Raw genomic sequence first — 22,959 nt, 5'->3', positions numbered from 1 at the left:
GATCGGGTAGCCGTAGCAGCCCGATCCGGAGAGAAATGTCTTGATTCATCACTCGTTAGTACAGAGTATTACTGGCCTGCACCCACCATTTCGCTATCAATAACAATGCCTTCTTCAGCACCTTTTAACACAAGGTTAGCCTCATAAAATTTACCCGTGGACAGCAGTTTTTGGGCGCTGGCAACGGCTTTACGCGTCTGATTCAAAGGCATCAGGTATTGGGTCTGAAGCACGCTGATCCCAGCCAGTTGCAAGGTATCCACTGCACCTTTCCAGTCACCTTTGGCCATTTTGCCATTCGCGGTTTTGATAGCAGATTCTTTTTCCGGCGTAGCAATATAGTCTTCTGATAATGCGATCGTAGCGTTAATAATTACGTACTGATCGTCAATCATCTTCGCCTTAGGCGCTGCTTTGACAAATTTCGCCCAGTCGCTGCTGTCGCCTGCCAACAGGGAAGCGGCGTCATTGGTTAATTTTTTTGCGCTGTCAGGCTGTCCGTGAAACAGAGCCAGACGAGCCAGTTGAATATCGCGCATCGCATTGGCACCTTTTACGGCGACCTGCATAATATCGGCTGCTTCTTTTTGTACATTGGCTGTGGCTGTTTGTGCCGCAGTGGTAGTAGTGGCAGATGCCATTACCGGAGCTGAGCCCATCATAGTTGCAAGCAGACCTGCAAGAATAATCTTTTTCATTACGTTCTCCTGAATAAAGTTGGTATTGTTCACCAAACGCAATAATCATATTAAATAAGTTTAAAGAGAGGAATCAGAGCCAGGATAGAATAATGAGCGCTTAATCTTACAGGTGTCAGACGTCTGACATGTGTAGGATTAAACGGATAACAACATTCCTTTCTTCTTATATACGCATCCTTATCTGAAGTCTTATTATTTCATTGTAAGTGATATGTATTGTGTGAGTATTAACTCTTTTATTAGTAGGTTACATTACGTTTACATGTAACGGAGGATGTATGTTCATTTTTAATCAGCAAGCCCTGAGAACGTTTAATGAAAAAACACTTTCTCATTATAAAAGACACGCAACAATTATGGCGGTGCTGTTGTTGGTATGTGGTATTTGCTGCTTAATCTATCCTATCGCTGCTGGCGTTTATTTAAGCTATGCGACAGGTTTTATGTTCCTGGTGTGCGGTTTTTATTCTATTTATAGCCTGTTTAGCGCTGGGAAGAAGCAGTTGAAAGCCAAATTTACCTATGCGTTTTTTGCTATCGCATGGTTACTGCTGGGGTATTGTTTCCTTGTTAACCCGGTGATTGGCATGAATTCGTTGGCTATGGTTTTTTGCTGCTTGTTTATTCTTGGCGGTATTTTTCGTGTGGCTTCCGGAGTTCAAATGTTCCGCAGTCCGGGTTATGGCTGGAACATTTTTATCGGCATTTTAGATCTGCTTATTGCTGGCGTATGGCTGAATATGGATCCCGACAAGTCTTACGTGTTTACCTCGATTTTTATTGGGGTCGAGATGATCTTCAGTTCTTTGGCTTTTATCAGTCTGCGCAGGAATACGAAGTTGGTAGCAACAGACAAACTTGCCAATAACCATTAATACTGCCTCTGGAGTGTATCGTGAATATTAAAATGATGGTTTCAGCTGTTGTTATTATGACCTCTGTTTTGGCACCGATGAGCTGTGCGTTTGCTACTCAGGCAACCGAAGCTGCGCCACAAGATATGACCTGTAAAGAGTTTGCTGATATGAGTCGGCAATACATGACGGCAATTGCCTTTGTGATCGTTAATAAAAATTCTGACTTTAAAGGCGATGATTATGTTCCGCTGCATGAGGTGGAAACTGTCGCTGTTCCGAAAATGATTAACATGTGTCATCAACACCCGGATACGAAATTAGGCGAACTGACCGTAAATCTGAAGGGGGCCGGTCTGCACTACTGATTAACCGTTTCGATAGCCTGGCTTTAGTTAGAATTGACAACCTCTGTCCCCACACCCACATTTCCCCTCACAATAAAATAACTCGCTCAGCTATCCACGAGGAAACTCGCTGGATAGCTGTGTCTGCTAACTACTGTAGGTCTGATAAGCGAAGCGCCATCCTGGGATCTTATTACCCGATCCCAGGGATAAGCACTTACAAGGGCAGGGAATCAATGTCGGGTTTTAAATCGCGCCAGCATGTTTTCGACAAGAACAAAGAAGACCGGAACAAAGTAGATCGCCAGCACGGTCGCGGCCAGCATTCCACCGATAACGCCCGTACCGACGGCGTTTTGCGCGCCAGAGCCAGCGCCGTCACTTATTGCCAGTGGGATAACCCCCAGAATGAAGGCCAATGACGTCATCAAAATAGGACGTAAACGCATTTGCGCAGCTTCCACCGCGGCTTCAAGCGGCGTTTTTCCTTCTTTTTGCATAATCTCGACAGCAAACTCGACGATCAGAATAGCGTTTTTAGCTGAAAGTCCCATGGTGGTGAGCAGGCCAACCTGAAAGTAAACATCATTGCTCAGGCCACGCAGATCGGTCGCCAGCAAAGCACCGACCACCCCAATTGGTACAACCAGCATTACGGAAAATGGTATTGACCAGCTTTCATACAATGCCGCCAGCGCCAGAAATACGACGATCAGAGAAATGCCGTACAGCATTGGTGCCTGGTGGGTGGACAGCGCCTCCTGATACGACAGCCCCGTCCAGGCATAACCGACGCCCGCGGGCAGTTTATTAATCAGTGATGCCATAAATTTCATCGCATCGCCGCTGCTTTTCCCTGCGACCGGTTGGCCGAGAATTTCCATTGCAGGCTGTCCGTTGTAGCGTTCAAGACGGGGAGAGCCGTAGGTCCATTCGGTTGATGAGTAGGCTGAAAGCGGCGTCATCGCGCCGGAGGCGTTACGTACATACCAGTGGTTGATATTGTCCGGCAACATACGGAACGGCGTATCGGCCTGGACATACACTTTTTTAACACGCCCCTGGTTAAGGAAATCATTGACGTAGCGGCTACCAAACGCCGTAGAGATGGTCTGGTTGATATCCGACAATGCCACACCCATCGCCTCTGCTTTTGTCGCGTTGACGTGAATGCGAAACATCGGCGTATCTTCCAGCCCATTTGGGCGCACCCCGTTAACTTCATCGGGTGACTGGCTGGCCAAAGCCAGGAGCTGGTTGCGGGCCTGCATCATCTTTTCATGCCCAAGGTTACCGTTATCCAGCAATTCCATATCAAAACCTGAAGCGGTACCCAATTCGGCGACTGCGGGTAAATTGAACGGATAAACGACGGCATTATTAATGGTGCTTAAGGCCATCATTGCCCGTCGAATGATGGCGGTAACCGAGTTTTCTTCGCCAACGCGTTCTGACCACGGTTTCAGGCTGATAAATGCCAGACCGTTATTTTGCCCCTGTCCGCTGAAGCCAAATCCGCCAACGGTAAAAACAGACGCAACATTTTTCTGTTCTTTTGTCAGATAGTAATCCGTTATTTCCCCAAGCACTTTGCTGGTATTTACCATCGTTGAACCGGAAGGTAATTGTGCCGTGGTCATGAACACGCCCTGATCTTCTTCAGGCAAAAAGGAGGTGGGAGTACGGAGAAACAGCACCATCATGCCAGCGCCAATCACTAAATAGACTACCATATAGCGGCCGGTGCAACGTAATAGCCTACGGGTGCTGTCAGTGTAGTGATGGGTGCATTTCTCCATGAAGTGATTGAAACGGGTAAACAGAAAATGGGTGTTTTCTTTTTCTCCCTCGTGGGATTTCAACAGCATAGCGCAGAGTGCGGGCGTCAGGCTCATCGCCACAAATACCGACAGCAGCATGGAGGAAATTAAGGTGATGGAAAACTGACGGAAAATTTCACCCGTAGCCCCGCTCATAAATGCCATTGGCATAAACACGGCGGATAAAACGACGGCAATACCAACCAGCGCTCTCTGGAGCTGCCCCATCGCTTTATGCGTCGCCGCTTTGGGTGACAAATGCTCTTCGGCAATAATACGTTCTACGTTCTCAACCACCACGATGGCATCATCAACTAGCAGTCCTATTGCCAGCACCATGCCAAACATCGTGAGCGTATTGATCGAAAAATCGGCGACGTCGAGTATCGCAAAGGTTCCGAGAATAACAACCGGAACCGCGATAGTGGGGATAAGCGTCGCGCGAAAACTTTGCAAAAACAGGTACATGACGAGGAATACCAGGATGATTGCCTCGATCAATGTATGAAACACACCCTGAATTGAAATCTCGATAAAGGGGGTAGTGTCATAGGGATAAACGGTTTTCATGCTGGCCGGAAACCAGGCTGATAACCTGTTCAGCTCTTGTTTAACGGCCTGGGATGTTTCAAGGGCATTGGCGCCAGCGGCAAGTTTAATTGCAATCCCGGCGGCGGGTTTTCCGTTGTAACGTGCCACCGTGGCATAATTTTCCGCACCCAGCTCAATACGAGCGACATCCCGCAGCAGAACCTGGGAGCCATCCTGCTGAACCTTAAGGAAGATCTTGCCAAATTCATCGGTAGTTTGCAGGCGTGTCTGAACAATGATCGACGCATTTAACTGCTGGTCGGCTGATTGCGGCATTCCTCCCAGCTGTCCGCCCGATATCTGGTTATTCTGTACTTTGAGCTGGGTAATAACGTCCTGCGGCGTAAGGTTATATTTGTCGAGCTTTTGCGGATCCAGCCAGATACGCATGGCGTATTGCGAACCGAATAACTGTACGCTCCCGACCCCGGGGGTGCGGCTCAGTGGGTCTTTAATATTCGACGCCACATAGTCAGCAATATCATATTGGCTCAGACTGTTATTATCAGAGATAAAACCCGCAACCATTAAGATATTGCTGCTGGATTTATCAACGCTGATCCCTTGCTGCTGGACTTCTTGTGGCAAGGAAGGCATCGCCAGCTGTAGCTTATTCTGTACCTGAACCTGCGCTATATCAGGTGAGGTCCCCGTTTTAAAGGTCAGGATAATCGACGCATTACCGGCCGCATCGCTGGTGGATGACATATACATCAGGCCATCAAGCCCGTTCATATTCTGTTCAATCACCTGAGTCACCGAGTCTTCAACGGTCTTGGCGTCTGCACCGGGGTAGGCTGCGCTAATGGTAATGGTGGGGGGAGCAATTTGCGGATATTGCGCGATGGGCAAGTTCATTATCGCGATACCGCCGGTAAACATCATGATAATAGCGAGCACCCAGGCGAAAACCGGGCGCTCAATAAAAAAGTTAGCCATGAAGAAAGTGTCCTTAATACCTGAAATATTACTGTTCAGTTACCGTGTCAGGTGTGTTTGGTTTTGCAGCGAGGATTCTGGCTTTGATTCCCGGACGGATTCTTTGTAATCCGGACACAATGACCCGATCGCCGGGATGTAATCCTGTCGTCACCAACCATTGATTGCCTACAGCCTTCACCGCATTTATTTCGCGTAGTTGCACCACGTTTTCTTGATCGAGGATTAACGCAGTGGCCTTTCCCTGCGCGTTATGCGTAATCCCTTGCTGTGGGACCATTAAAACATTTTGTTGGTTGCCCTCATCCAGCAATGCAGTGACGTACATTCCGGGTAAAATTTCACCCTGCGGATTGGGGAATACGGCGCGCAAGGTCACGGAACCGGTAGTCTCATCGACGGCAGGATCGGAAAACTCAAGCGTGCCGGTATAGCGATAGGGCTTGCCATTTTCCAGCATCAGTTCAACCGGAATTTTGCCCTTTTGCTGGGCAATCTTCCCACTGGCTTTTTCTTCTTTTAGGCGTAAGAAGTCTTGTACTGACTGCGTTAAATCAACATAAATCGGATCCAGTCTTTGCACGGTAACCAGCGCGTTTCCCTGATTCGCGGTGACCAGCGCGCCCACGGTTACGGAGGATTTACCGCTGATACCCTCAATCGGCGAGGTGACATTGGCGTAACGAAGGTTGATGGTGGCCTGCTCAAGATCCGCTTTGGCGACGGCGACATTGGCCTCTGCTTCATTAAGCTGTGAGCGCGTCGTGTCGTAGTCCTGGCGGCTGACGTAATTGGATTTTATTAATGCTGACTGCCGATTTAATGTCAGTCGCACATTATTGGCCGTCGCCTGCGCCTTTGCCAGTGCGCCTCTGGCTGCATCCAGCCTGGCCTGCAACGGGGCGGGATCAATTTGATACAGTGACTCTCCTTTGCTGACTTTGTCACCTTCAATAAAATTACGTTTAATGATGATCCCACCAACCTGAGGGCGGATTTCGGCGATCTCAAATGAAACCGCGCGGCCAGGAAGTTCGCTTTTAATATTCACCGAGGAAGGCGCTAAGGTCACAACGCCGACCTCGGGCTCCATGGAGGGGGTTTTTACTGCAGGTTTATTATCGCAGGCGGTAATAATGACGCTGCTAAAAAATAGTGGTATCAACAGTAAGCATTTTCTGTTCATAGTAATCCCTGAAGAATTCGTAAGCACAAATGTTTTTTTATGGCATGCAGGGTGGGGGAGTTATCGGTAAATAACAGAAGATGGTCAGGCATGAGAAGAGTAACGCCCATTTCCGCGCTAAAAGTTAGCGGTTAAAATTATATGTAACAGAAACAATGAATATTTAGCGAAGGATCGCATGGAGCACGATGACGAAATAAGCAAAACGCGGAGTGATTAGAAAGCGTGTTGGCAAACACTCGGCTCCGGAGTCTATTCACGTCATCGTACTACAGAGATTATTTCACTAGCTCTGGAGTAACCTCGGTTACGGTATTTGCGGAGTAGGGCATTCCCCACATCGGTCCTGGCCAGAATGCGCCATAACCGTAATCCCACATATTATAGGTGGTGTTGACGGACTCAGTTAAATGCCAAACCTGAATACCTTGTAAATCAACTTTAACAAAATTGTACGGGATTTTGTTGATGAATCCTTGTTCACCCCCTTGAATTGTCCCTAAAATAGTCACGAAGTGGTTTCTGTAGTTTACCGGGTCGAGAAAACCTTTCTGTTGGGCAATAATACGGCCCTGATAGCTGGCGTCTATTTGTGGTTTAGCGTCGTTGTTCAGCGGCAGAACGGCGATTTCCAGTAACGTATCCGTTTTGGTGTTAATTACATTGATGACTTTACCCCCAAATCGGGCCTGCTGGCCTGTATATAACCCCGGTTGGTTATGCACGGAGATAAAGTTTTTTTGTATATCTGGTTGATTATTACCTTTGATATTTTCAGGAATTGAAGCACATGATGCCAGAGTGAAAGCAAGGGCAATAATCAGCAACCCTTTTGTTTTTTCATTTTACTTTCCTGCTAAAAAAAGACAGGTCTATAGTAAACCTTTACTCATTATTGTCAGCAGGCGCGAGGCTGATTATCTAAAATTAATATAATTGTAGCTTATGGTAATAACAGACAGTATTTTAACGGGGCGCTGGATGAGTGTATGACAGTCTACAACCGTGATGGTGATGGCGCCACAAGGTTATCATCCGGTGACGATCATGGCATCATGTTGGGTCCGTTTGAACGCTGTCATCATCACGTTCTGCGGATTTAAGTCAGGAACGTGTCAACGCTGTGCAGGACGGATCATGCTAATAGTAAAAAGCCGCTTTCGCGGCTTTTTACTATTGAATGGCTGGAGGATTATTCGCTGATTTTTTTCTCAACGGAGGCTGCACCTTCTTTGGTCTTATTCCAGCCTTTCTCTGCACCTTCTTTTGTTGCATTCCAGCCTTTTTCTGTACCTTCTTTGGTATCATTCCAGGCTTTTTGTGAACCTTCACTCACCTTGCTGCTCAGGTGATCTTGCTTACCTTCAGCAGCATGTTTTGCTTTTAATTTTTGCTCTTCGCCCTGATTCTGCGCCTGATGCAGTTTTTCTTTTGCAGTATTCGCGTTTTCGTGCGCGGCGGCTACATCATTATCGGTTGCGTGTGTTGTTGCGGCAATAACAGGAGAAGCCAGCAGAATGGCAGATAATGCGATAATTGTCTTTTTCATAATATCCTCGCTTAGCGTTATAAGTTATTAGCGTAATGAAGCATGGCATACAAACGAAGCGCTGACTTTAGGAAAAAACTGTAAGTGCTGATAACGTTATTTATCCATTTAGTGGAGCTGTGAGCAATTAATACGGTTATTTTTGTTGCGGGTTTTGTTTTTTTGCGCGAAAGGAAAGGTGCAAAAAGCGTAGTGATAATGTTGATATGAAAAGTGTTATCTGTTTGATTTTTATGTGATTGATTGGGGCTTTATAGGCTTGTCGTTCGTTTCCGGAGGTGAGCGTTTCTATCAAATAATTCACTCTCTTGATTTTTCCGGCCTGTAGACCATGCTTATTTAATACGGGCATAAACAATAACGTCGTTTATCGCAAAAGTGATACCGATAGAGGGCTTTTGGTATGTCCAATGATGTGCCTTTAACAATAAGAGAGCACCATGCTTGAACTCCGTCCTAATTGCGAATGCTGTGATAAAGATCTGCCACCTGAATCAAAAGGGGCCTACATCTGTTCATTCGAATGCACATTTTGCGTAGATTGCGTGACCCAACGACTTAATGGCCAGTGCCCGAACTGCGGTGGGGAGCTGGTGCGACGTCCAATACGCCCCGAAGCATCCCTCCTGCGACACCCTGTATCCACTCAGCGTTACTATAAACAGTAGAGATGTAAACTATGTTCGCTCATTGCTTGTCACGGCCCATGATTCTGTTGGTCGTCAGCTTAGCGCCAGAAGCGGACTTTGGTTGAAATCAGACTGCAAAGATTCTTTCCCTTTTTTAATTTACTAAACGTGCTGCCCTGCTTGCAAAGGATCAACGACTGATCAAAAATGAATGAACGTTCATTCATTTTGTGGGTAATTACTTCACGCAAATCATTTCGTTTATAAATAGGCACAGGCAAATTATGACCAGTAAAACGCTCAGACTTTTATTCCCTCAATGGCAAGGTGGCAATAATCCAGCCTATCATCTTGGCTCGCTTCTTCTCTCGTATCTTTCCCCCGAATCAGATGGCCCTTTTGAGTCTGTTCCGGTTGATGAGCCCACAACGGAGCCACAGGCCGAAGTGGACGGCATCACAGCCAAACCTCAAATTATCAGTCAGCTTACCGATGCAGGCGCTCTGATTAAGAAATATGATCCTGATTCAATTGTCGTTTTTGGTGGCGATTGCCTGGTATCACTGGCTCCTTTTGCCCATCTGCTCAATAAATACGGTGATAAACTGGGGGTGCTCTGGATTGACTCTCATCCTGATGTGCAGACTTCCAAACAATATCCAAACGCCCATGCCCATGTTCTTGGAGCGCTAATTGGGACAGGTGATAAAGATTTAGTTGCTCATGTATCCACCAGACTCAACCCTTCAAAAATAATGATTGCAGGTATCCACGATCCACTGCCTTATGAAGCTGAGTATCTGGCTAGTCATCGCATTGAGACAATAGGTCCTGAAAAGGTTAAAAACGACGCGAAAGATGTCGCGGAATGGGTAGAGAGAGAAAATATTGAACATCTGGCAATACACATTGATCTGGACGTTCTCGATCCGTCACTTTTCCGTTCGGTTCTTTTCGCCAGGCCTGGCAGAGGAGAACATGACTTTGGTGATGTCGCCGAAGGTAAACTATCTATTGCAGATGTTCTAAATCTGGTAGATCAGGCAACCTCAAAAGCGGAACCTGTCGGCCTTACACTTGCTGAACATTTACCCTGGGATATGCTGAATCTGAAGAACATGCTCAATGCATTGCCGCTTATGAAGTAATGTCTGATTCTGGGGTCAGAGTTCAATACTGGCTCCAGGATAAAAAGCGCGCTAAAGTCTGGGCCCTGGATTAAACATAATAGTCAACATGTTAAAGAAAACCGAAACCTACCATAAGCTGATTACCGCTGCCGCTACCTGTTTTGCAGAAAAAGGCTTTAGTGCGACAAGCGTGCGTGAAATTTCTAACCGGGCAGGGATCAGCCAGGGAGCGATGTACACGTATTTCAAAAGCAAGGATGACCTCATCAAGGCAATCGTTCTTGAAGAGCAGAATTCAGCGTTGACCGCTCACAATGCTCCGTCTAACGGTACTTATTTCGAGCGCCTTTGCGCGCAGGTTACATCGTGCATAAGCGATGTAGGTTACCCAGTTACGCATCAACTGTGGGTTGAAATCATGGCGGAGTCTGCGCGGAACCCTGAATTGCAGAAAACGTATATATCCAGTGATACCATCATGCGGCAAAGTATTGCGGGAATTATCGTAGACGGAATTGCAGCGGGAGAGTTTCGTCGGGACATTAGCCTTGAGGAAGTCACGATTATTCTTTTTGCCTTTATTGACGGTTTAATCGCGCGTAAGGCTATAAACGCATCCTTCTCTTTCAGCCGCGACCTGCCTATGTTTTTTGAGTTGATGGCAAAATTATTGAAATAATACTAACAGCGTTAGTTAACGCGCTTGCCAGGGAATCGCAAATGTCCGCTTCTCGCTCATAGCGGACCTTCAGCTCAGGTAACTTGTCCACTTTGTGTCAGAAGTGGACATCTAAGCCGTTTCAGAGAGTTAAGTGCAGGGGGAACCTTCGAGTATGTTAATTATCAAATCGAGTGGGAAGATGATTTCATCAGTTTGTCTGAGCTCTTCTAAGCTCCACCAGTAGTGCTCGCGAATGACTTCTTTTTCGTTGTTACTCCAACCTGAGCGGTCAATATCTGATTTATCTGCAGTAATAATAAAGAAACGTTCTTCAGCAAGAACGTTCTCACCACCTGGCAACATCATAGGAAAGGTTCTGGAGGCTATTTGTGATCCCGCCGTTTTTCTTGCCAGGCCCGTTTCTTCAAATAATTCACGTAACGCCGCCTGCTCAAAAGATTCGTTGTGCTCAACTCCTCCCCCTGGCGTTGCCCAGTAAGTTTTTCCATCCAGAGCATCATCTTTATGGCAGAACCTAAAGAGCAGAACGTGATTTTCAGGTGAAAGGACTATCAATCGAGAGGATGGACGAGTACGCATTTATTCCCTCTTAAATAAAATTTAAACCCTCATTGCGGATTTTCATACAAACATAAATTGCAGTCTGCAAGCGCGCGCATAGAGAATGTATTTTCATGCCACGATGGCCGATTCAGGCAGGGGGATTCACCATTACGCGTAGTTGCTGTTTTATCAGCACACTATCCTGGAAAGGATAAAATCCACACGCTCCTCAACAGAAACGCATGGCAAGTCAATCAACTGATAGTCATACATACGGTATGTTTGCACCATTGCGTGATAGGTCGCGACGGCGACATCGAAAGATTGCTTGCGCTCGGTATCCTGTACATATATGTCACGCCAGGGGGGGGCTATAAATACTGTTCGGTTATAGCGAAATCTCTCGATGGCGTTTTCCAAATGCTTCGGTATGGTAAGCTCTGAAAGACGTAAATAACCTACAACATCAGGAACACCGCGGTCGAAGAAGCAGGGTCTTGTTTGCCCTTCTGCTTCGTGCCATGAACGCATTTCCCAGGATAGCATGAGCTCTGCGAACGCAGTTTGATTGGCCCATGGCAATGCATCACCGCCGATGTTAACCTGGTCTTGTATAACACCTCGTCCAGCTTCTTTAGAACACCAAAAACCTCTTTTTTTTATGGTATCAATTATCGTGCTTTTGCCTGACCCAGGGCCACCTGTAAGAATGATACGATGTTGAAAAGATGAAGACATTGAACCCTCCTGAACATTTATAGACGCGATGAAGTAGCAATTCTTATGGCGTATTTTCCCGTGTCGGCAGATTACTTGTTGATGGTTTGACTAACTACATTTTATCCTGGCTTGCATATCCGCTACTCGTTCTGACAGGACGTTCTAAAACTGTGCTAGCAATACGACTGAAAGGTGGGCTGGATTTCACCATTCGATGGAATCTGAGGACGTTGCCAATGCAGACGATCAAACGTTCCCCCAGCTAAACGCTGCACTTCGCTCTCTGGTCTTCCCCACCAATCGTGGGCATGCGGCTAAGTGAGCGTCTTCAAAGGACATGACTGTTCCTGCAAAAAATATCTGGCCTGAATATAAACTACTCGATATTCTGAAATGCTTTGTATTTTTTGTGAACAGGAAAAAGTATGCTGAGTACATTACCCGATTTACACAGAAGTTTTGCAGAGCAACTCAAGCTTAAATTTCAGTCGGATTCGCGAATCCATTCCCTTCTTGCTGGTGGCTCGATTGTTCACGGCGGATTTGATAAATACTCCGATCTCGATTTTGTCGTTGTCGTTGATTCTCTCCACTATGACGAAATCATGGCGCAGCGTAGGGAACTTGCCGGAACATTAGGCCATCTGCTGCATGCTTTCACCGGGGAACATGTCGGAGAGCCTCGTCTGCTTATATGCCTGTATGGCCCTGAACTCCTTCATGTCGATCTGAAATTCGTCACCCTGGATATGCTCACTCAACGCGTTGAGGAGCCAGCGGTGTTATTTACCCGTGATAACACTGCTCTGGAGCGACAACTGGCAAAGTTTAGCGCTCACTGGCCAAACATGACGCCGGAGTGGTTTGAGTCCCGCGCCTGGATCTGGCTTCATTATGCGGTGGTTAAACTGGGAAGGGGCGAACTTTTTGAAGCGATGGGTATGTTGGCATTCTTCCGCGAGCAGGTGCTGGGACCTATGCTGTACCGTCGTGCAAATTTACCGCAACGTGGGGTTCGCCGCATTGAATTCCTCAGCATTGATCCTGATGGCCTGCTGACTTCTACGCTGTCCACGCACGATTGTGACTCCGTCAGCATGGCCATCAAAATGGCCGCTGATGCTTATATCAATCTGCGAGCTGATGCTTTGCCTGACAATATTGCAGACGATGCGGCACGACAGGCGGTTCTTGCCATGCTGAAAGAGTACTCTGACTAAGTCCCTTCTTATCGCTAACATCTGGGATGCCGCCAGCAATGCAGCCGAAAAACTTCTGCTCTGTATTAGTGCCTTGAGTTTGTAATCTAAGACGTTTTTCGCAAGTAAAGGTCAGTATATCGTTCAAAACTGACCATGGTTTCTTTTTCTCGGGGCTTAGCTTTAAGGATCTCGTTGTTAGTGAGGGGCATGTGATACGCGCCATGTCTGGATTCTTTCCATAGTTGGTATACGTTTAATGGATCACAATATAACGTGTACCAATTTTCTCTGGATTTAGCCGGATGTCCTCGGACAATAACAGACACAAAAAAGCCCGCAGGGCTTGCGCCGTGCGGGCTCTTAGGACTTCATTGGACGTATCCGGATCATGATTTGGTGCTGGCGTCCTTGTAATTGGTGGTGGAGGTGGTTGAGTTTGTTGGGGATTTTGATTTTTTGCGCGAAGGGGAAGGCGCAAAAAGAGTGGCGATGATGTTGATATGGAAGGGATTTTTATAACTTAATGATTTATAAGATTATTGTTGGTTTCTGAAATATGGCATGTTTATTTCTGTGGTCAACATAAGCAAAAGTTAAAATTTCAATCCCACTGTCGATAAGTTCGAATGAACCTGAAAAGGTTCCCTGGCGTACCTTTCACACTCTCGCTATTGATAACTGCCGTCATAGCTGAGTCGGAAAAGATTACCAGATTGTTCACATAAACATCTGCATCTGTTCGTTTTTTAGCTGGTTTACTTTTTCGCGTAACTTGATTTTTTCATCAGCTTTTTCCAAAGCGGCTGATGTCATGCAATCAAGGAGAGCATCCAAATCTTCGGGCGTTTTGATAATAAAAAATTTTTTGGCTTTATTCACAAAGACAACCGAATATTTTTTACGCTTCAGTAATTCGATAACATTGCTCAAAGTGCCTGTACTTTTCGCATCCCAAACCATTAAGCCATAATCTGCCTCTTCAGCCATTTTGAGGTCTTTGGCAGTGAAAAACGCACGGGATCCTGAGGCATGATTTGTATCTACAACATGTACAGGCCATGAACCAAGATTGTTGCGTGGTTTTTCGGAACTGCTGAATACGGTGGCTTGTCTGCACCCCAGGTCTACCAACACTCGTTGCACAGATGAGTCGACACCATTGGCATCACCAACAACTATCTGAAATTGTGAGTTAACAATTTTTTTCAAGCGATCCACGATAAGCGTGTCGAGGTTTTTGATGGTTATCGAGCCTGCAACAAATACCGTAGTCATCGTTATCTCCAGGTCAAAGCTGCTACATATATGTTTCTTACTTTAGCATACCCGTTTAGAACAGCACATGCAGCCTCCATGGAGGCCCCTGTATGATACAGATCGTCTATAACAAGTACGTTCCAGCATCCTTGATTGCTAATGATATCTTGTACCGAGAACGAATCGCCTATTGCTTCGATCTTTTCGGCCTTTGAACTTAAGTTTTTTAACGAGGCCCCTCCAGGAGCTTTCCGTAGTAAGCCATCAAAACAGGGTTTATCAACTAATCTTGCCAATTCCTGAGCAATCTCTGTCACAGGTTGTCGATCTCTTGGATTTGATGCTGGCATGGGCACGATAAAGCCGATGTTGTCGAAGTTGGGGTAGGCGTTATCAGCCAGGCATTGGGCCAGAGGAGTGACTTGCGACCAATCATTCCGATATTTCAACTGGAAAAGTGCTTCACCGACTTCCGTTCGTTCTGTTTCGAATCGCATATGTCCCCATTCGTCTTCTCCGATTGGAATGCTGCGAATGCTGTGCTTATCCATTGCAAAACCTAGCTGCCAATTACCATCAATTTGTTTCAGGTTGACATCCATTAGTTAATCCTTGCTGTGTAAAAAATATAAAGATTACACCTGGTTGAACTTCTTGAAAGTTAAAGGGGAGTTTTTTGCGATTGAACTCTAAGTATCACATCATCGATGGCTATTGAAATAGTAGAAGGTCAAGTTCTGGCGAGGGGAAATATACTGTATAGCGCGAAGATTACTGGCATCAGTGGCGGGTATTCGATGAAGCATTATTCGAGCCAACGTTTGTTAAGGTCAGGTCGTTCGGATGTATTTATGCACTATGTCCGTACACCTGCTCGATATACCTCCCGCGACCATCCCCATGCCCCAGATCCGTTGATGTCACCGCCAGCGCCTCTTTGTGGCTCAGTCCCTGCTCCTCGTAATAGCGGATCGCGTCCTGCGCCCAGGCGTAGCGAAGGGAGTGGGGAGAGTATTCGCCCGTCAGCCCGGCATCGCGAAGATGGTTGTGCCAGTAATCCATTGCGGATTTCAGATCCGGTTTGTCAATCAGATGCCCGTCACGCTCCCCGGCAATATTCAACGCCTCTTTCACCGCCTGGCGAACCGCTTCCCTGTCTATCACCTGTGTCATGCGCGGTCGTCCGCCTTTGGTGCCAAAGATCACCGACAGACGTTCAGCCCCTTTTTCCAGCTGTTTATCCCAGGTTTTCAGCGACTGGCAGCACTGTACCGCTTCCTGACCACGCAGGCCCATCACCCGCGCCAGTTGCAGGCTGGCCGCGAGACCTGCGTCGGTTTGCTGTATCCGCTCCAGCACCTGATGGTAAAGTGCATCCTGAATGGCCCGGTGCGTCCCGTCACGGCTGGCACCACTGATACCGAGCGACTGGTTGCTGATTAATTCTGACTGGCAGAGGTGTGTGCGTCCGGCTTCAGCCAGAATGGAACGCACCATCGCCATCTCATTCTGTAGCGTTCGCAGAGAAATACCCTGCGCCAGCCGTTCATTAATATATCCTGCAATGTGTCTGGCTTTGAGTTGGCTGGTGCTGGTTACCTGAATATTTTGCGCCAGCAGATGACGGGCAAAACGCTGCGCCATCTGTTCGCGGTCGTGGACGGTTTTGTGGCTGCCACCTGCGCGGTGCGCCAGTTTTTTCATATCCTGTGCCAGTCGCGACATACTGACTCCTCCGCCTGATGCGGTAGCAATATTTTCCGGCGCGTGGTGGATACTGTCGCAGTAAAAACTGCGCCATGCTGAACAATACCGGTGCGCCGGAAGGCGAGAGTTGAGGTATGGTGGGGTACGGTACTGCACGGTGTGCAGGCCGCCTGCGTTAGCAGGGATGCCCCCGGATCGTCGTGATCCGCCTCCGGTACTGTTCATTCCTCCTTTTTATCTTTTTGACACAGAAATGATGGCGTCAGAGGGTAAATACAACGATAAGCCTGATAAGACAGCGGCTGGCGCAGCGGTGTGCGTCGGCGTCACTTTGTTTTGCTTCGCCTCCAAAGTGACGCGCCGCCGTTTCAGGCAACCTGTTGACTGGCGCAGAGATACGCTCCGTCTAAAGACGTGGTACCAACCTGCCTCTTGCTGGCACAGGCTATAGCAGCAACAACGACCGGACTGCGTCAAAGACGCCCCCGCCGTATTGTCCGGCTTGCGGGGTTAAGGGCTTGACCAACCTGACATAGCAGTCAGGCACAGTCCTCTAAGGTCATGGCTGTCTCGGGTGCAGTCCCAGGACTGCGGCAGTTACCGTAAAAATAGCACTGTGGATGCCGTGGTCAAGCAGTGTTTTATTCATAATGCATTGATAAAAAACAACAATGGTCGTTATGTGGCAATGTGGACCTTTATGAATCGTTAACAGTATTTTTTAGTATATGACCATGTTTAAAAATACGTGTAAGCTGAACGTACAGGAAAGCAAAGAGAGGTCCTGACATGAAACAACGTACTACTCAGAGTGTCACCGTTACGCTGGAACGCGATTTGATCGCCGCCGCACGTGCTGCTGGGGTGAATATGAGCCAGACTCTGGCCGCAGCCCTTGATTCCGAACTGAAAAAGCACGCAGCTACTCGCTGGAAAGAAGACAATCGGGAAGGGCTGGAAGCGCTTAACCGTTTCCATGATGAGCATGGGCACTTCAGTGATGACTACAGGACGTTCTAAATCATGCAATTCACCATTTATCGCAACCCCGGAAGAAGCACGCTATACCCGCTACTCATAGATGTGACAAGCGATATTATTGGCGCATTGAATACGCGCATTGTGATCCCACTGTTACCTGTAGAGCGTTATCCAAATCCTGAGGTACGCCCGGCACGATTAAATCCCGTACTGGAACTCATTGATGGTAAGCAGTACGCCTTAATGACGCATGAACTGGCGAGCATCCCGTTAAAGGCCCTGGGCGCTGAGTTTTGTGATGGCAGTGTGTATCGCCAGACTGTAAAGGCAGCTCTGGATTTCATTCTGGATGGTATCTGAGAGAATTATCAGTACAGATGACAAAATTTTCTGTTAACCGCCATGGCGCAGTTTCCTCCCTTACCCTTAAAGGCCTTTAAAGGCCCTTTAGCGAGCTTTTGCGGGCGTAGCATTACTCGAGCCAAAGTTGGCTGAAATCTGAGTCTATTTCCTGGAGTGCTAAAAATCCCCCCTGCGATTGCAGGAGGGATTGAATCAGCATTCTATGAGCGCAGGCGCTTACCGGTCTGGGCATCAAACAAGAATATTTTTGCTGCATCTACATTGAGAAAGACCTTCTGACCCACGTTGATATCCAGCTTTTCATGGGACACCACGATCAGCTCCTGGTCGTCGATACGCACCCGGATCTCCTGTCCTTCCCCGGTCATCTCTATTAACACGATTTCCGCAGGCATTCCTGAATCGCTGATCCGGATATAGTGCGGCCGGGTAGCGCAGATGATTTCCATCCCTTCGATATGAGAACTGAGGGGGCAGGGGAAACGATAGCCATTGTGCAGCACAATCTCGCCGCGCTGAATCACGCCTTTGAGGGTGTTAATTTCCGGCGTGCCGATAAAGCCTGCAACAAACAGATTATCCGGGTCACGGTATAGTTCTTCCGGGGTGCCGACCTGCTCAATATGACCGGCATTCAGCACCACAATCCTGTCCGCCATGGTCATTGCTTCCGTCTGATCGTGCGTCACGTAGATGGTGGTGCGCCCCATCCGCTGGTGGATCTTACGGATTTCGCCGCGCATTTTATGGCGCAGTTTGGCGTCCAGGTTAGAGAGGGGTTCATCAAATAAAAAGGCTTTCGGGTCACGCACCAGCGCGCGTCCCATCGCCACGCGCTGACGCTGGCCGCCGGAGAGATCCCGCGGGAGGCGATCGAGCAAATGTGTCAGGCCGAGGATTTCCGCGGCCTCTTCCACGCGCGCCATCCGCTCCGTTTTTGAGACGCTGGCAAGCTTCAGGGCAAAGCTCATGTTGTCCCGCACCTTCATGTGCGGGTAGAGCGCATAGCTCTGGAACACCATGGCGATATCGCGTTTTTTGGCAGGCAGCGTGTTGACCACCTCGCCGTGCATCAGCAGTTCGCCGGAGGTGATGTCTTCCAGCCCTGCAATCATGCGCAGCAGCGTGGATTTCCCGCAGCCGGATGGGCCGACCAGCACAATAAATTCGCCTTCATGAATACTCAGCGAGATCCCTTTAATGATGCTGACGTTACCGTAGGATTTGCCGAGATTGTTTAAAACGATTTGGCTCATGTTACTCTCCTCGCCCGGCGGCGTGGCCTGGCTGCAATAATGGCATGACGTTCTGGCGGTACAGTGCCGCCGCAGCGAGATCCTGCTGGATGATGTGTTGTGCTGATTCGCTGAAGCGCAGCGCGGCCGTGCGCAGATCCAGGCGGTTGGCGCTATCGATACCCGTTAACACCTCAGGTTCGATAATGGCTTCGCCGTGCAGCGCACCTAAAATCGCGCCGCTCATTACCCCGATAGAATCGGTATCACGGCCTGAATTGATGGAGTCCTCCACCGCGCCGCGAAACTCGCCTTCGCGCAGCAGGCAGAAGGCCAGCGCCATCGGCAGCTCTTCAATCGACATCAGACGTGAGGGCTGATAGGCCATGGTCGGAACGCCCGCTTTTTCCGGGCCGTGCATCAGGTCATCCCCCATCGGCGAGAAGGGCAAAAGCGCCTCGTGCAGGGCGTCAACGACCTGCTGATAATCCCATGTGCTGCCACGGTAGCGACGCGCGACGTCAAGCGTTGCCGCGATCGCCAGGCGGGTGCCGTCTTTCGCCAGTTTCAATGCGATGCTGGTGATGGCCTCAATGGTGATGCCTGGAATAAATGCCGCAGCCACGCAGGCGGCGAAGACGCCCGCAGCCTCCAGACCGTAGCTCTGCTGATGCCCCTGGGTGAAGTTAATGGCTTCCTGGTACGCCGCCTCAGGATTGCAGGCATTGATGGCTCCGATGGGGGCGGCATACATCGCTGCGCCACAGTTCACCATATTGCCGACGCCGCCCTGACGCGGGTCGCAGGCGGCCAGTTGCAGACGATGGAAGATCCATTTTTCTGGATAAAACAGGCGCTCAATAACCAGTGCTTCCCGGTCCAGTTCCGGCACCCAGCGCGGTTCCCAGGCAATCTTACGCACAAATGACTCCCCCATATCCCACGCATCGACATGGCGGCCCAGCTCGTTGTAAATCTCCATCAGGCATAGCGTCATCAGCGTATCGTCGGTGATGATACCGTTGCCGCGCACGCGGTTGTTGCGCCGTGCAGACGGTTCGTCCATCCGGTGCCAGCGCTGGTGGATGGAGGTGACGCGGCCATATTTCTCCACGATTTGCCGGGCAGAGAGTTTTTCAACCGGTCCGCCTAAGGCATCGCCGAACGCAACGCCATACAACATGCCCAGAATGCGGGAAGCGAACGATAAATCAGCGGTTTGAGTCACAGTCATTTTAGTTTTTCCTCTGCATATTCGGTCATGGCGTTTCCACCTGCGGCTTTCCAGGCGCTGACGTACTCATCCCACTGGTCAAACGACGCTTTGCCAGAGACAAACTGGTACGCCCATTGGTTATAAATACTGCTGGTTGAGTCGATGGCGGCAGCAAACGACGCCGGGAAGATAAAGGCATTATCCGCCGTAAAATAACGTTGCGAATTGTCGATATAGCGCAGCATCGCGGGCGTACGCCATTCCACAGGCGGCTTCCAGTTGGCGGCCTGGATAAACCGGGGATACCAGGCGTTAATTTTCGGCGTCACTTTAATCGTGTTGCCCTCACGAACGTAGTGCGTGTTTTCGAAGCCCATCTGCTCCATCATTTGCCCTTCAGGGCTTGCCAGAAAGTCGAGCAGAATCATCACTTCCTTTTTATGTTTCGAGAGCGAGGACATCGCAAAACCGCGCGTTTCCATGGAGACGTCTACCGCCGCCAGCCCTTTTCCTGCCGGGCCTTCGGGTGGGTCGAGCAGCGTGAGGGTGGCGTCAGGATGTATTTGGCGCATCTTTTCCTGGTACACGCCGACGTTGCCCGGTGAAGAGACGGACACGACGCCAACCTTGCCGGTATAAAACTCATCCTCTTTTAGCTCCCAGTTGGTGGTGATGTACTGGGAGGAGAGCAATCCTTTCTGATACAGCGAATGGTAGAATTCGAGCTTGTTCCGCTCCTGCGGGCTTATCTGTGCGTTAATCAGCTTGCCCTGGTCGTCCTTCAGCCAAGTGGCGTGAATGCCAAACGCCGGGTTCATAAAACCATCGAGATCGCGCAGATCTTTCTCGGAGGTGATCCCCCAGCTATTCGCTTTACCGTCACCGTTGTAGTCGCCGGAGTGGATCGCATTGAACAGCGTGACGTACTCTTCCAGCGTTTTGGGTGATGCGCTGAATCCGCTCTTCTGTAACCAGTCCTCGCGGATCACCGGCTGGCGAGCGCGTAGCGGAAAGACATACAGCAGGGTCGGATGATTTTGCAGGCGAAGCCGGTTGTGCGGCCATAGCGCCTCTTTCAGATAGCGGGTTTGCGCAATCCACGGACGCCAGTCTTCAAGAATGCCCTGTTCGACCATCTTCTGATCGCTGCCGTTGAAATAGATCAGGTCAGGGATGGTGCCGGACAGCAGCATCACGTTCAGCACGTCGTTGTAGCCGGAAGACGACAGGTTGACGATCTCAATTTTGATATCGTGCCCCTGACGCGCCAGCGCCTGTTCTATTCGCTGGATATGCGCGACATCTTCGCGGTTGGTGGTCAGCAGATCTTTTTCCACGATCCGGATAGTGACCGGTTCGGCCCAGGCAGCCTGGCATAAGAGCAGGCCGCAGGCGATTGCTGTGAATAATTTCATCGTCATCGCTCCTGTTAACCCTTCACCGCGCCGGACATGGTGCCTTTGGTGAAGAAGCGCAAGATAATCGGGTAGATGGCGATGAGCGGGGCGATGGTTAAGGTAATCATCCCGGCTTTCAGCGCCTTAATGCTGATCTGGCTGGCATCGGTGTAGTTCGACATGCTTTCAACGCCTACCATCGCCAGCTTATCGCCCTCGACGACAAACTGACGCAGCACCACCTGCAGCGGCCATTTGTCCGGGTCGTTGAGGTACACCATGGCGCGGAAAAACTCATTCCAGTGCAGCACCATGTAAAACAGCGTGATCATGGCAATGGACGATTTGGCGACCGGCATAATGACGTACCACAGCGTCTGGAACGGGTTTGCGCCATCGAGTTCGGCGGCTTCCAGCAGCTCCTCCGGGATCTCTTCGAACAGGCGAACCAGAATAATCAGATACCAGGCGAAGACGGCGCGATACAGGATGACGGACCAGTAGCTGTTCAGTAGCCCGAGCTTTTTCATCACCAGGAAATCGGGGATGATGCCCGGCTCAAAGACGATGGTGAACAGGACAAACATAAACAGCCAGCGGCGTCCCGGCAGACGTTTTTGCGCCAGCGCCCAGGCCAGCAGCACCGTGAAAACCACGTTGATGATGGTGCCCACCACGGTAATCAGCATCGCATTGCCAAAGCCGCGCAGCACGGCTTCGTTGGTCAGCAGCAACTTCCAGACGTCCAGCGAAAAGCCCTGCGGGATAATTTCCAGGCCGCTCATACCGGGCACGTTTGCCGGGCTGGAGAAGGATATTGCCACCAGATTGAGGATCGGTTGTAGCGTCACCACAACCAGCAGCATCAGTACCGAGAGAATGAGCACATATTCGATGCGCTCAAATGGGGTGCTTCGTGATGAGGTGCGCATTACCAGACTCCTTTACCCGTCAGGCGTTTTGAAACGTTATGAGCCAGCACGATAAGAATCATGCCGATCACGCCTTTGAATAATCCTGCGGCGGTCGCCAGCGAGAACTCTCCGGTGCGCAGGCCCATGCGGTAGACGTAGGTGTCGATGATGTCTATCTGCCCGTTCACCACGTCGTTGGTCATGTTGAAGACCTGATCAAAGCCCTGGCTCAGAAACAGCCCGACGTTGAGAATAAACAGCGTGGCGATGGTGGGGGTAATCGCGGGCAGGGTGATGTGCCAGATTTTGCGCCAGCGTCCGGCGCCGTCCATTTCCGCCGCTTCATACAGCTGTGGATCGATGGCGAGGATGGCGGCGATGTAAAGTAATGAGTCCCAGCCCGCGCTGCGCCACATTTCAGTGAACACCAGCACCCAGCGGATGGAACCGCTGTCGGTCATAAACGGGATCGGATCGTAGCCCATCGATTTAATGATCTCGTTAACCGCGCCATCAACCGGGGAGAGTGTGGCAATCGCGATACTGGCGATTACCACCCAGGAGAGATAGTGCGGCAGGTAAATCACCGACTGGACAAATTTACGGTAAGCGGATGAGCGCACTTCATTAAGCAATAGCGCCACCATAATGGGGACCGGAAAAATAAAAATCAGTTTCATTGCGCCGATGATCACCGTGTTCTGTATCACCTGCCAGAAAACAGGGGATGACATCAGCGTGGCAAAATACTGCATCCCGACCCAGATATTTGGCGGGATAATACGGTACTGCTCAAACGCGATTTTGGTTTCCCAAATCGGTAAATAGTGCCAGATAAAAAAATAGATAATCCCAGGCAGGGCCATGACATAGAAGGGCCACCACCGGCGTAACTTTTGGCGGCAACTTGCCATGCGGGATATTGTCTGCTGCTGAGGTATGTTATTTGCCTGCGGTATCACGCCGCCGGGTTTTGACTCTGTAAGGGCTTTCATC

The 22,959-nt window shown here is 49.3% G+C and carries 22 protein-coding genes and 1 pseudogene; 8 read left to right on the top strand and 15 right to left on the bottom strand.

What is annotated here, in order from left to right:
- Positions 1-68: 68 nt before the first annotated feature.
- Positions 69-698 (bottom strand): YfdX family protein, encoded by a 630-nt coding sequence (locus KQJ18_RS04160; protein WP_042313237.1) that lies wholly within the window; start codon positions 696-698, stop codon positions 69-71.
- A 281-nt stretch (positions 699-979) separates the two neighbouring features.
- Between KQJ18_RS04160 and KQJ18_RS04155 the strand changes: the two genes are divergently transcribed.
- Together KQJ18_RS04155 and KQJ18_RS04150 are read left to right on the top strand one after the other, a co-directional pair.
- Complete coding sequence (locus tag KQJ18_RS04155; RefSeq protein ID WP_085048904.1) at positions 980-1,576, top strand: DUF308 domain-containing protein; 597 nt, start codon at positions 980-982, stop codon at positions 1,574-1,576.
- Positions 1,577-1,608: 32 nt separating this feature from the next.
- A complete protein-coding gene (locus KQJ18_RS04150; RefSeq protein WP_051594538.1) occupies positions 1,609-1,923 on the top strand; it encodes an HdeA/HdeB family chaperone in 315 nt (104 codons plus the stop codon).
- 212 nt (positions 1,924-2,135) lie between these two features.
- On the opposite strand, the gene KQJ18_RS04145 is transcribed toward KQJ18_RS04150, so the two are convergent.
- The 4 genes from KQJ18_RS04145 to KQJ18_RS04130 all read right to left on the bottom strand — a co-directional run bounded on the left by KQJ18_RS04145 (position 2,136) and on the right by KQJ18_RS04130 (position 7,987).
- Entirely contained in the window at positions 2,136-5,252 is a 3,117-nt protein-coding gene (locus KQJ18_RS04145; RefSeq protein ID WP_216421494.1) for an efflux RND transporter permease subunit, read from the bottom strand.
- Between the two features lie 28 nt (positions 5,253-5,280).
- A complete protein-coding gene (locus tag KQJ18_RS04140; RefSeq protein WP_110497097.1) occupies positions 5,281-6,438 on the bottom strand; it encodes an efflux RND transporter periplasmic adaptor subunit in 1,158 nt (385 codons plus the stop codon).
- 278 nt (positions 6,439-6,716) lie between these two features.
- Complete coding sequence (locus KQJ18_RS04135; protein ID WP_216421493.1) at positions 6,717-7,265, bottom strand: Slp family lipoprotein; 549 nt, start codon at positions 7,263-7,265, stop codon at positions 6,717-6,719.
- Positions 7,266-7,630: 365 nt separating this feature from the next.
- Positions 7,631-7,987: a hypothetical protein gene (locus KQJ18_RS04130; RefSeq protein WP_216421492.1), complete on the bottom strand. Its 357-nt coding sequence runs from the start codon at positions 7,985-7,987 to the stop codon at positions 7,631-7,633.
- Positions 7,988-8,427: 440 nt separating this feature from the next.
- Here KQJ18_RS04130 and KQJ18_RS04125 point away from each other — a divergent pair, with 440 nt between their 5' ends.
- The 3 genes and pseudogenes from KQJ18_RS04125 to KQJ18_RS04115 all read left to right on the top strand — a co-directional run bounded on the left by KQJ18_RS04125 (position 8,428) and on the right by KQJ18_RS04115 (position 10,444).
- Positions 8,428-8,655 (top strand): DUF1272 domain-containing protein, encoded by a 228-nt coding sequence (locus KQJ18_RS04125; RefSeq protein ID WP_216421491.1) that lies wholly within the window; start codon positions 8,428-8,430, stop codon positions 8,653-8,655.
- Between the two features lie 245 nt (positions 8,656-8,900).
- Positions 8,901-9,764 (top strand): arginase family protein, encoded by an 864-nt coding sequence (locus KQJ18_RS04120; RefSeq protein ID WP_069324614.1) that lies wholly within the window; start codon positions 8,901-8,903, stop codon positions 9,762-9,764.
- A gap of 88 nt (positions 9,765-9,852) precedes the next feature.
- A pseudogene (locus tag KQJ18_RS04115) lies at positions 9,853-10,444 on the top strand (TetR/AcrR family transcriptional regulator).
- Between the two features lie 110 nt (positions 10,445-10,554).
- Here KQJ18_RS04115 and KQJ18_RS04110 read toward each other — a convergent pair.
- Together KQJ18_RS04110 and KQJ18_RS04105 are read right to left on the bottom strand one after the other, a co-directional pair.
- Entirely contained in the window at positions 10,555-11,007 is a 453-nt protein-coding gene (locus KQJ18_RS04110; protein WP_216421488.1) for an NUDIX domain-containing protein, read from the bottom strand.
- 153 nt (positions 11,008-11,160) lie between these two features.
- Complete coding sequence (locus KQJ18_RS04105; protein WP_216421487.1) at positions 11,161-11,709, bottom strand: AAA family ATPase; 549 nt, start codon at positions 11,707-11,709, stop codon at positions 11,161-11,163.
- Positions 11,710-12,116: 407 nt separating this feature from the next.
- Between KQJ18_RS04105 and KQJ18_RS04100 the strand changes: the two genes are divergently transcribed.
- On the top strand, positions 12,117-12,911 hold the full coding sequence (locus KQJ18_RS04100) for a nucleotidyltransferase domain-containing protein (protein ID WP_204525351.1): 795 nt from the start codon (positions 12,117-12,119) through the stop codon (positions 12,909-12,911).
- 699 nt (positions 12,912-13,610) lie between these two features.
- Here the strand turns inward: KQJ18_RS04100 and KQJ18_RS04095 are convergent.
- From KQJ18_RS04095 to KQJ18_RS04085, 3 genes are all read right to left on the bottom strand, one after another.
- Positions 13,611-14,168, bottom strand: coding sequence for a hypothetical protein (locus tag KQJ18_RS04095; protein WP_032418439.1), 558 nt, complete (start codon positions 14,166-14,168; stop codon positions 13,611-13,613).
- Between the two features lie 2 nt (positions 14,169-14,170).
- Positions 14,171-14,752: a ComF family protein gene (locus tag KQJ18_RS04090; protein ID WP_032418441.1), complete on the bottom strand. Its 582-nt coding sequence runs from the start codon at positions 14,750-14,752 to the stop codon at positions 14,171-14,173.
- 247 nt (positions 14,753-14,999) lie between these two features.
- Positions 15,000-15,875 (bottom strand): integrase domain-containing protein, encoded by an 876-nt coding sequence (locus KQJ18_RS04085; protein ID WP_216421485.1) that lies wholly within the window; start codon positions 15,873-15,875, stop codon positions 15,000-15,002.
- Between the two features lie 771 nt (positions 15,876-16,646).
- Here KQJ18_RS04085 and KQJ18_RS04080 point away from each other — a divergent pair.
- Positions 16,647-16,877, top strand: a complete 231-nt coding sequence (locus KQJ18_RS04080) for a type II toxin-antitoxin system CcdA family antitoxin (protein WP_216421484.1) — start codon at positions 16,647-16,649, stop codon at positions 16,875-16,877.
- A gap of 3 nt (positions 16,878-16,880) precedes the next feature.
- On the top strand, positions 16,881-17,198 hold the full coding sequence (locus KQJ18_RS04075; protein WP_216421482.1) for a CcdB family protein: 318 nt from the start codon (positions 16,881-16,883) through the stop codon (positions 17,196-17,198).
- Between the two features lie 203 nt (positions 17,199-17,401).
- Here KQJ18_RS04075 and ugpC read toward each other — a convergent pair whose 3' ends face one another.
- The 5 genes from ugpC to KQJ18_RS04050 are packed head-to-tail and all read right to left on the bottom strand — an operon-like array spanning position 17,402 to position 22,958.
- Entirely contained in the window at positions 17,402-18,457 is a 1,056-nt protein-coding gene (gene ugpC, locus KQJ18_RS04070; RefSeq protein ID WP_216421480.1) for a sn-glycerol-3-phosphate ABC transporter ATP-binding protein UgpC, read from the bottom strand.
- Position 18,458: 1 nt separating this feature from the next.
- Positions 18,459-19,670, bottom strand: coding sequence for an ADP-ribosylglycohydrolase family protein (locus tag KQJ18_RS04065; RefSeq protein ID WP_216421477.1), 1,212 nt, complete (start codon positions 19,668-19,670; stop codon positions 18,459-18,461).
- Positions 19,667-21,067 (bottom strand): extracellular solute-binding protein, encoded by a 1,401-nt coding sequence (locus KQJ18_RS04060; protein ID WP_216421476.1) that lies wholly within the window; start codon positions 21,065-21,067, stop codon positions 19,667-19,669. Before KQJ18_RS04060 ends, KQJ18_RS04065 begins: the two co-directional genes overlap by 4 nt.
- Before the next feature lie 14 nt (positions 21,068-21,081).
- Positions 21,082-21,981, bottom strand: a complete 900-nt coding sequence (locus KQJ18_RS04055) for a carbohydrate ABC transporter permease (protein ID WP_216421475.1) — start codon at positions 21,979-21,981, stop codon at positions 21,082-21,084.
- Positions 21,981-22,958, bottom strand: coding sequence for an ABC transporter permease subunit (locus KQJ18_RS04050; protein ID WP_216421474.1), 978 nt, complete (start codon positions 22,956-22,958; stop codon positions 21,981-21,983). The genes KQJ18_RS04055 and KQJ18_RS04050 overlap by 1 nt, the downstream gene beginning before the upstream one ends.
- Position 22,959 lies beyond the last annotated feature (1 nt).

Origin of the sequence: Citrobacter sp. S55_ASV_140 (genome assembly GCF_018919505.1) — a bacterium.
Lineage (GTDB): Bacteria > Pseudomonadota > Gammaproteobacteria > Enterobacterales > Enterobacteriaceae > Citrobacter > Citrobacter werkmanii.
The sequence above is the reverse complement of the archived record's forward strand: the minus strand, read 5'-3'. Positions and strand labels throughout refer to the sequence as shown.

Coding starts and splice junctions, on each gene's coding strand:
- KQJ18_RS04160 (WP_042313237.1), bottom strand. CDS start 698: ATGAAAAAGATTATTCTTGCAGGTCTGCTTGCAACTATGATGGGCTCA.
- KQJ18_RS04155 (WP_085048904.1), top strand. CDS start 980: ATGTTCATTTTTAATCAGCAAGCCCTGAGAACGTTTAATGAAAAAACA.
- KQJ18_RS04150 (WP_051594538.1), top strand. CDS start 1,609: ATGATGGTTTCAGCTGTTGTTATTATGACCTCTGTTTTGGCACCGATG.
- KQJ18_RS04145 (WP_216421494.1), bottom strand. CDS start 5,252: ATGGCTAACTTTTTTATTGAGCGCCCGGTTTTCGCCTGGGTGCTCGCT.
- KQJ18_RS04140 (WP_110497097.1), bottom strand. CDS start 6,438: ATGAACAGAAAATGCTTACTGTTGATACCACTATTTTTTAGCAGCGTC.
- KQJ18_RS04130 (WP_216421492.1), bottom strand. CDS start 7,987: ATGAAAAAGACAATTATCGCATTATCTGCCATTCTGCTGGCTTCTCCT.
- KQJ18_RS04125 (WP_216421491.1), top strand. CDS start 8,428: ATGCTTGAACTCCGTCCTAATTGCGAATGCTGTGATAAAGATCTGCCA.
- KQJ18_RS04120 (WP_069324614.1), top strand. CDS start 8,901: ATGACCAGTAAAACGCTCAGACTTTTATTCCCTCAATGGCAAGGTGGC.
- KQJ18_RS04110 (WP_216421488.1), bottom strand. CDS start 11,007: ATGCGTACTCGTCCATCCTCTCGATTGATAGTCCTTTCACCTGAAAAT.
- KQJ18_RS04105 (WP_216421487.1), bottom strand. CDS start 11,709: ATGTCTTCATCTTTTCAACATCGTATCATTCTTACAGGTGGCCCTGGG.
- KQJ18_RS04100 (WP_204525351.1), top strand. CDS start 12,117: ATGCTGAGTACATTACCCGATTTACACAGAAGTTTTGCAGAGCAACTC.
- KQJ18_RS04095 (WP_032418439.1), bottom strand. CDS start 14,168: ATGACTACGGTATTTGTTGCAGGCTCGATAACCATCAAAAACCTCGAC.
- KQJ18_RS04090 (WP_032418441.1), bottom strand. CDS start 14,752: ATGGATGTCAACCTGAAACAAATTGATGGTAATTGGCAGCTAGGTTTT.
- KQJ18_RS04085 (WP_216421485.1), bottom strand. CDS start 15,875: ATGTCGCGACTGGCACAGGATATGAAAAAACTGGCGCACCGCGCAGGT.
- KQJ18_RS04080 (WP_216421484.1), top strand. CDS start 16,647: ATGAAACAACGTACTACTCAGAGTGTCACCGTTACGCTGGAACGCGAT.
- KQJ18_RS04075 (WP_216421482.1), top strand. CDS start 16,881: ATGCAATTCACCATTTATCGCAACCCCGGAAGAAGCACGCTATACCCG.
- ugpC (WP_216421480.1), bottom strand. CDS start 18,457: ATGAGCCAAATCGTTTTAAACAATCTCGGCAAATCCTACGGTAACGTC.
- KQJ18_RS04065 (WP_216421477.1), bottom strand. CDS start 19,670: ATGACTGTGACTCAAACCGCTGATTTATCGTTCGCTTCCCGCATTCTG.
- KQJ18_RS04060 (WP_216421476.1), bottom strand. CDS start 21,067: ATGAAATTATTCACAGCAATCGCCTGCGGCCTGCTCTTATGCCAGGCT.
- KQJ18_RS04055 (WP_216421475.1), bottom strand. CDS start 21,981: ATGCGCACCTCATCACGAAGCACCCCATTTGAGCGCATCGAATATGTG.
- KQJ18_RS04050 (WP_216421474.1), bottom strand. CDS start 22,958: ATGAAAGCCCTTACAGAGTCAAAACCCGGCGGCGTGATACCGCAGGCA.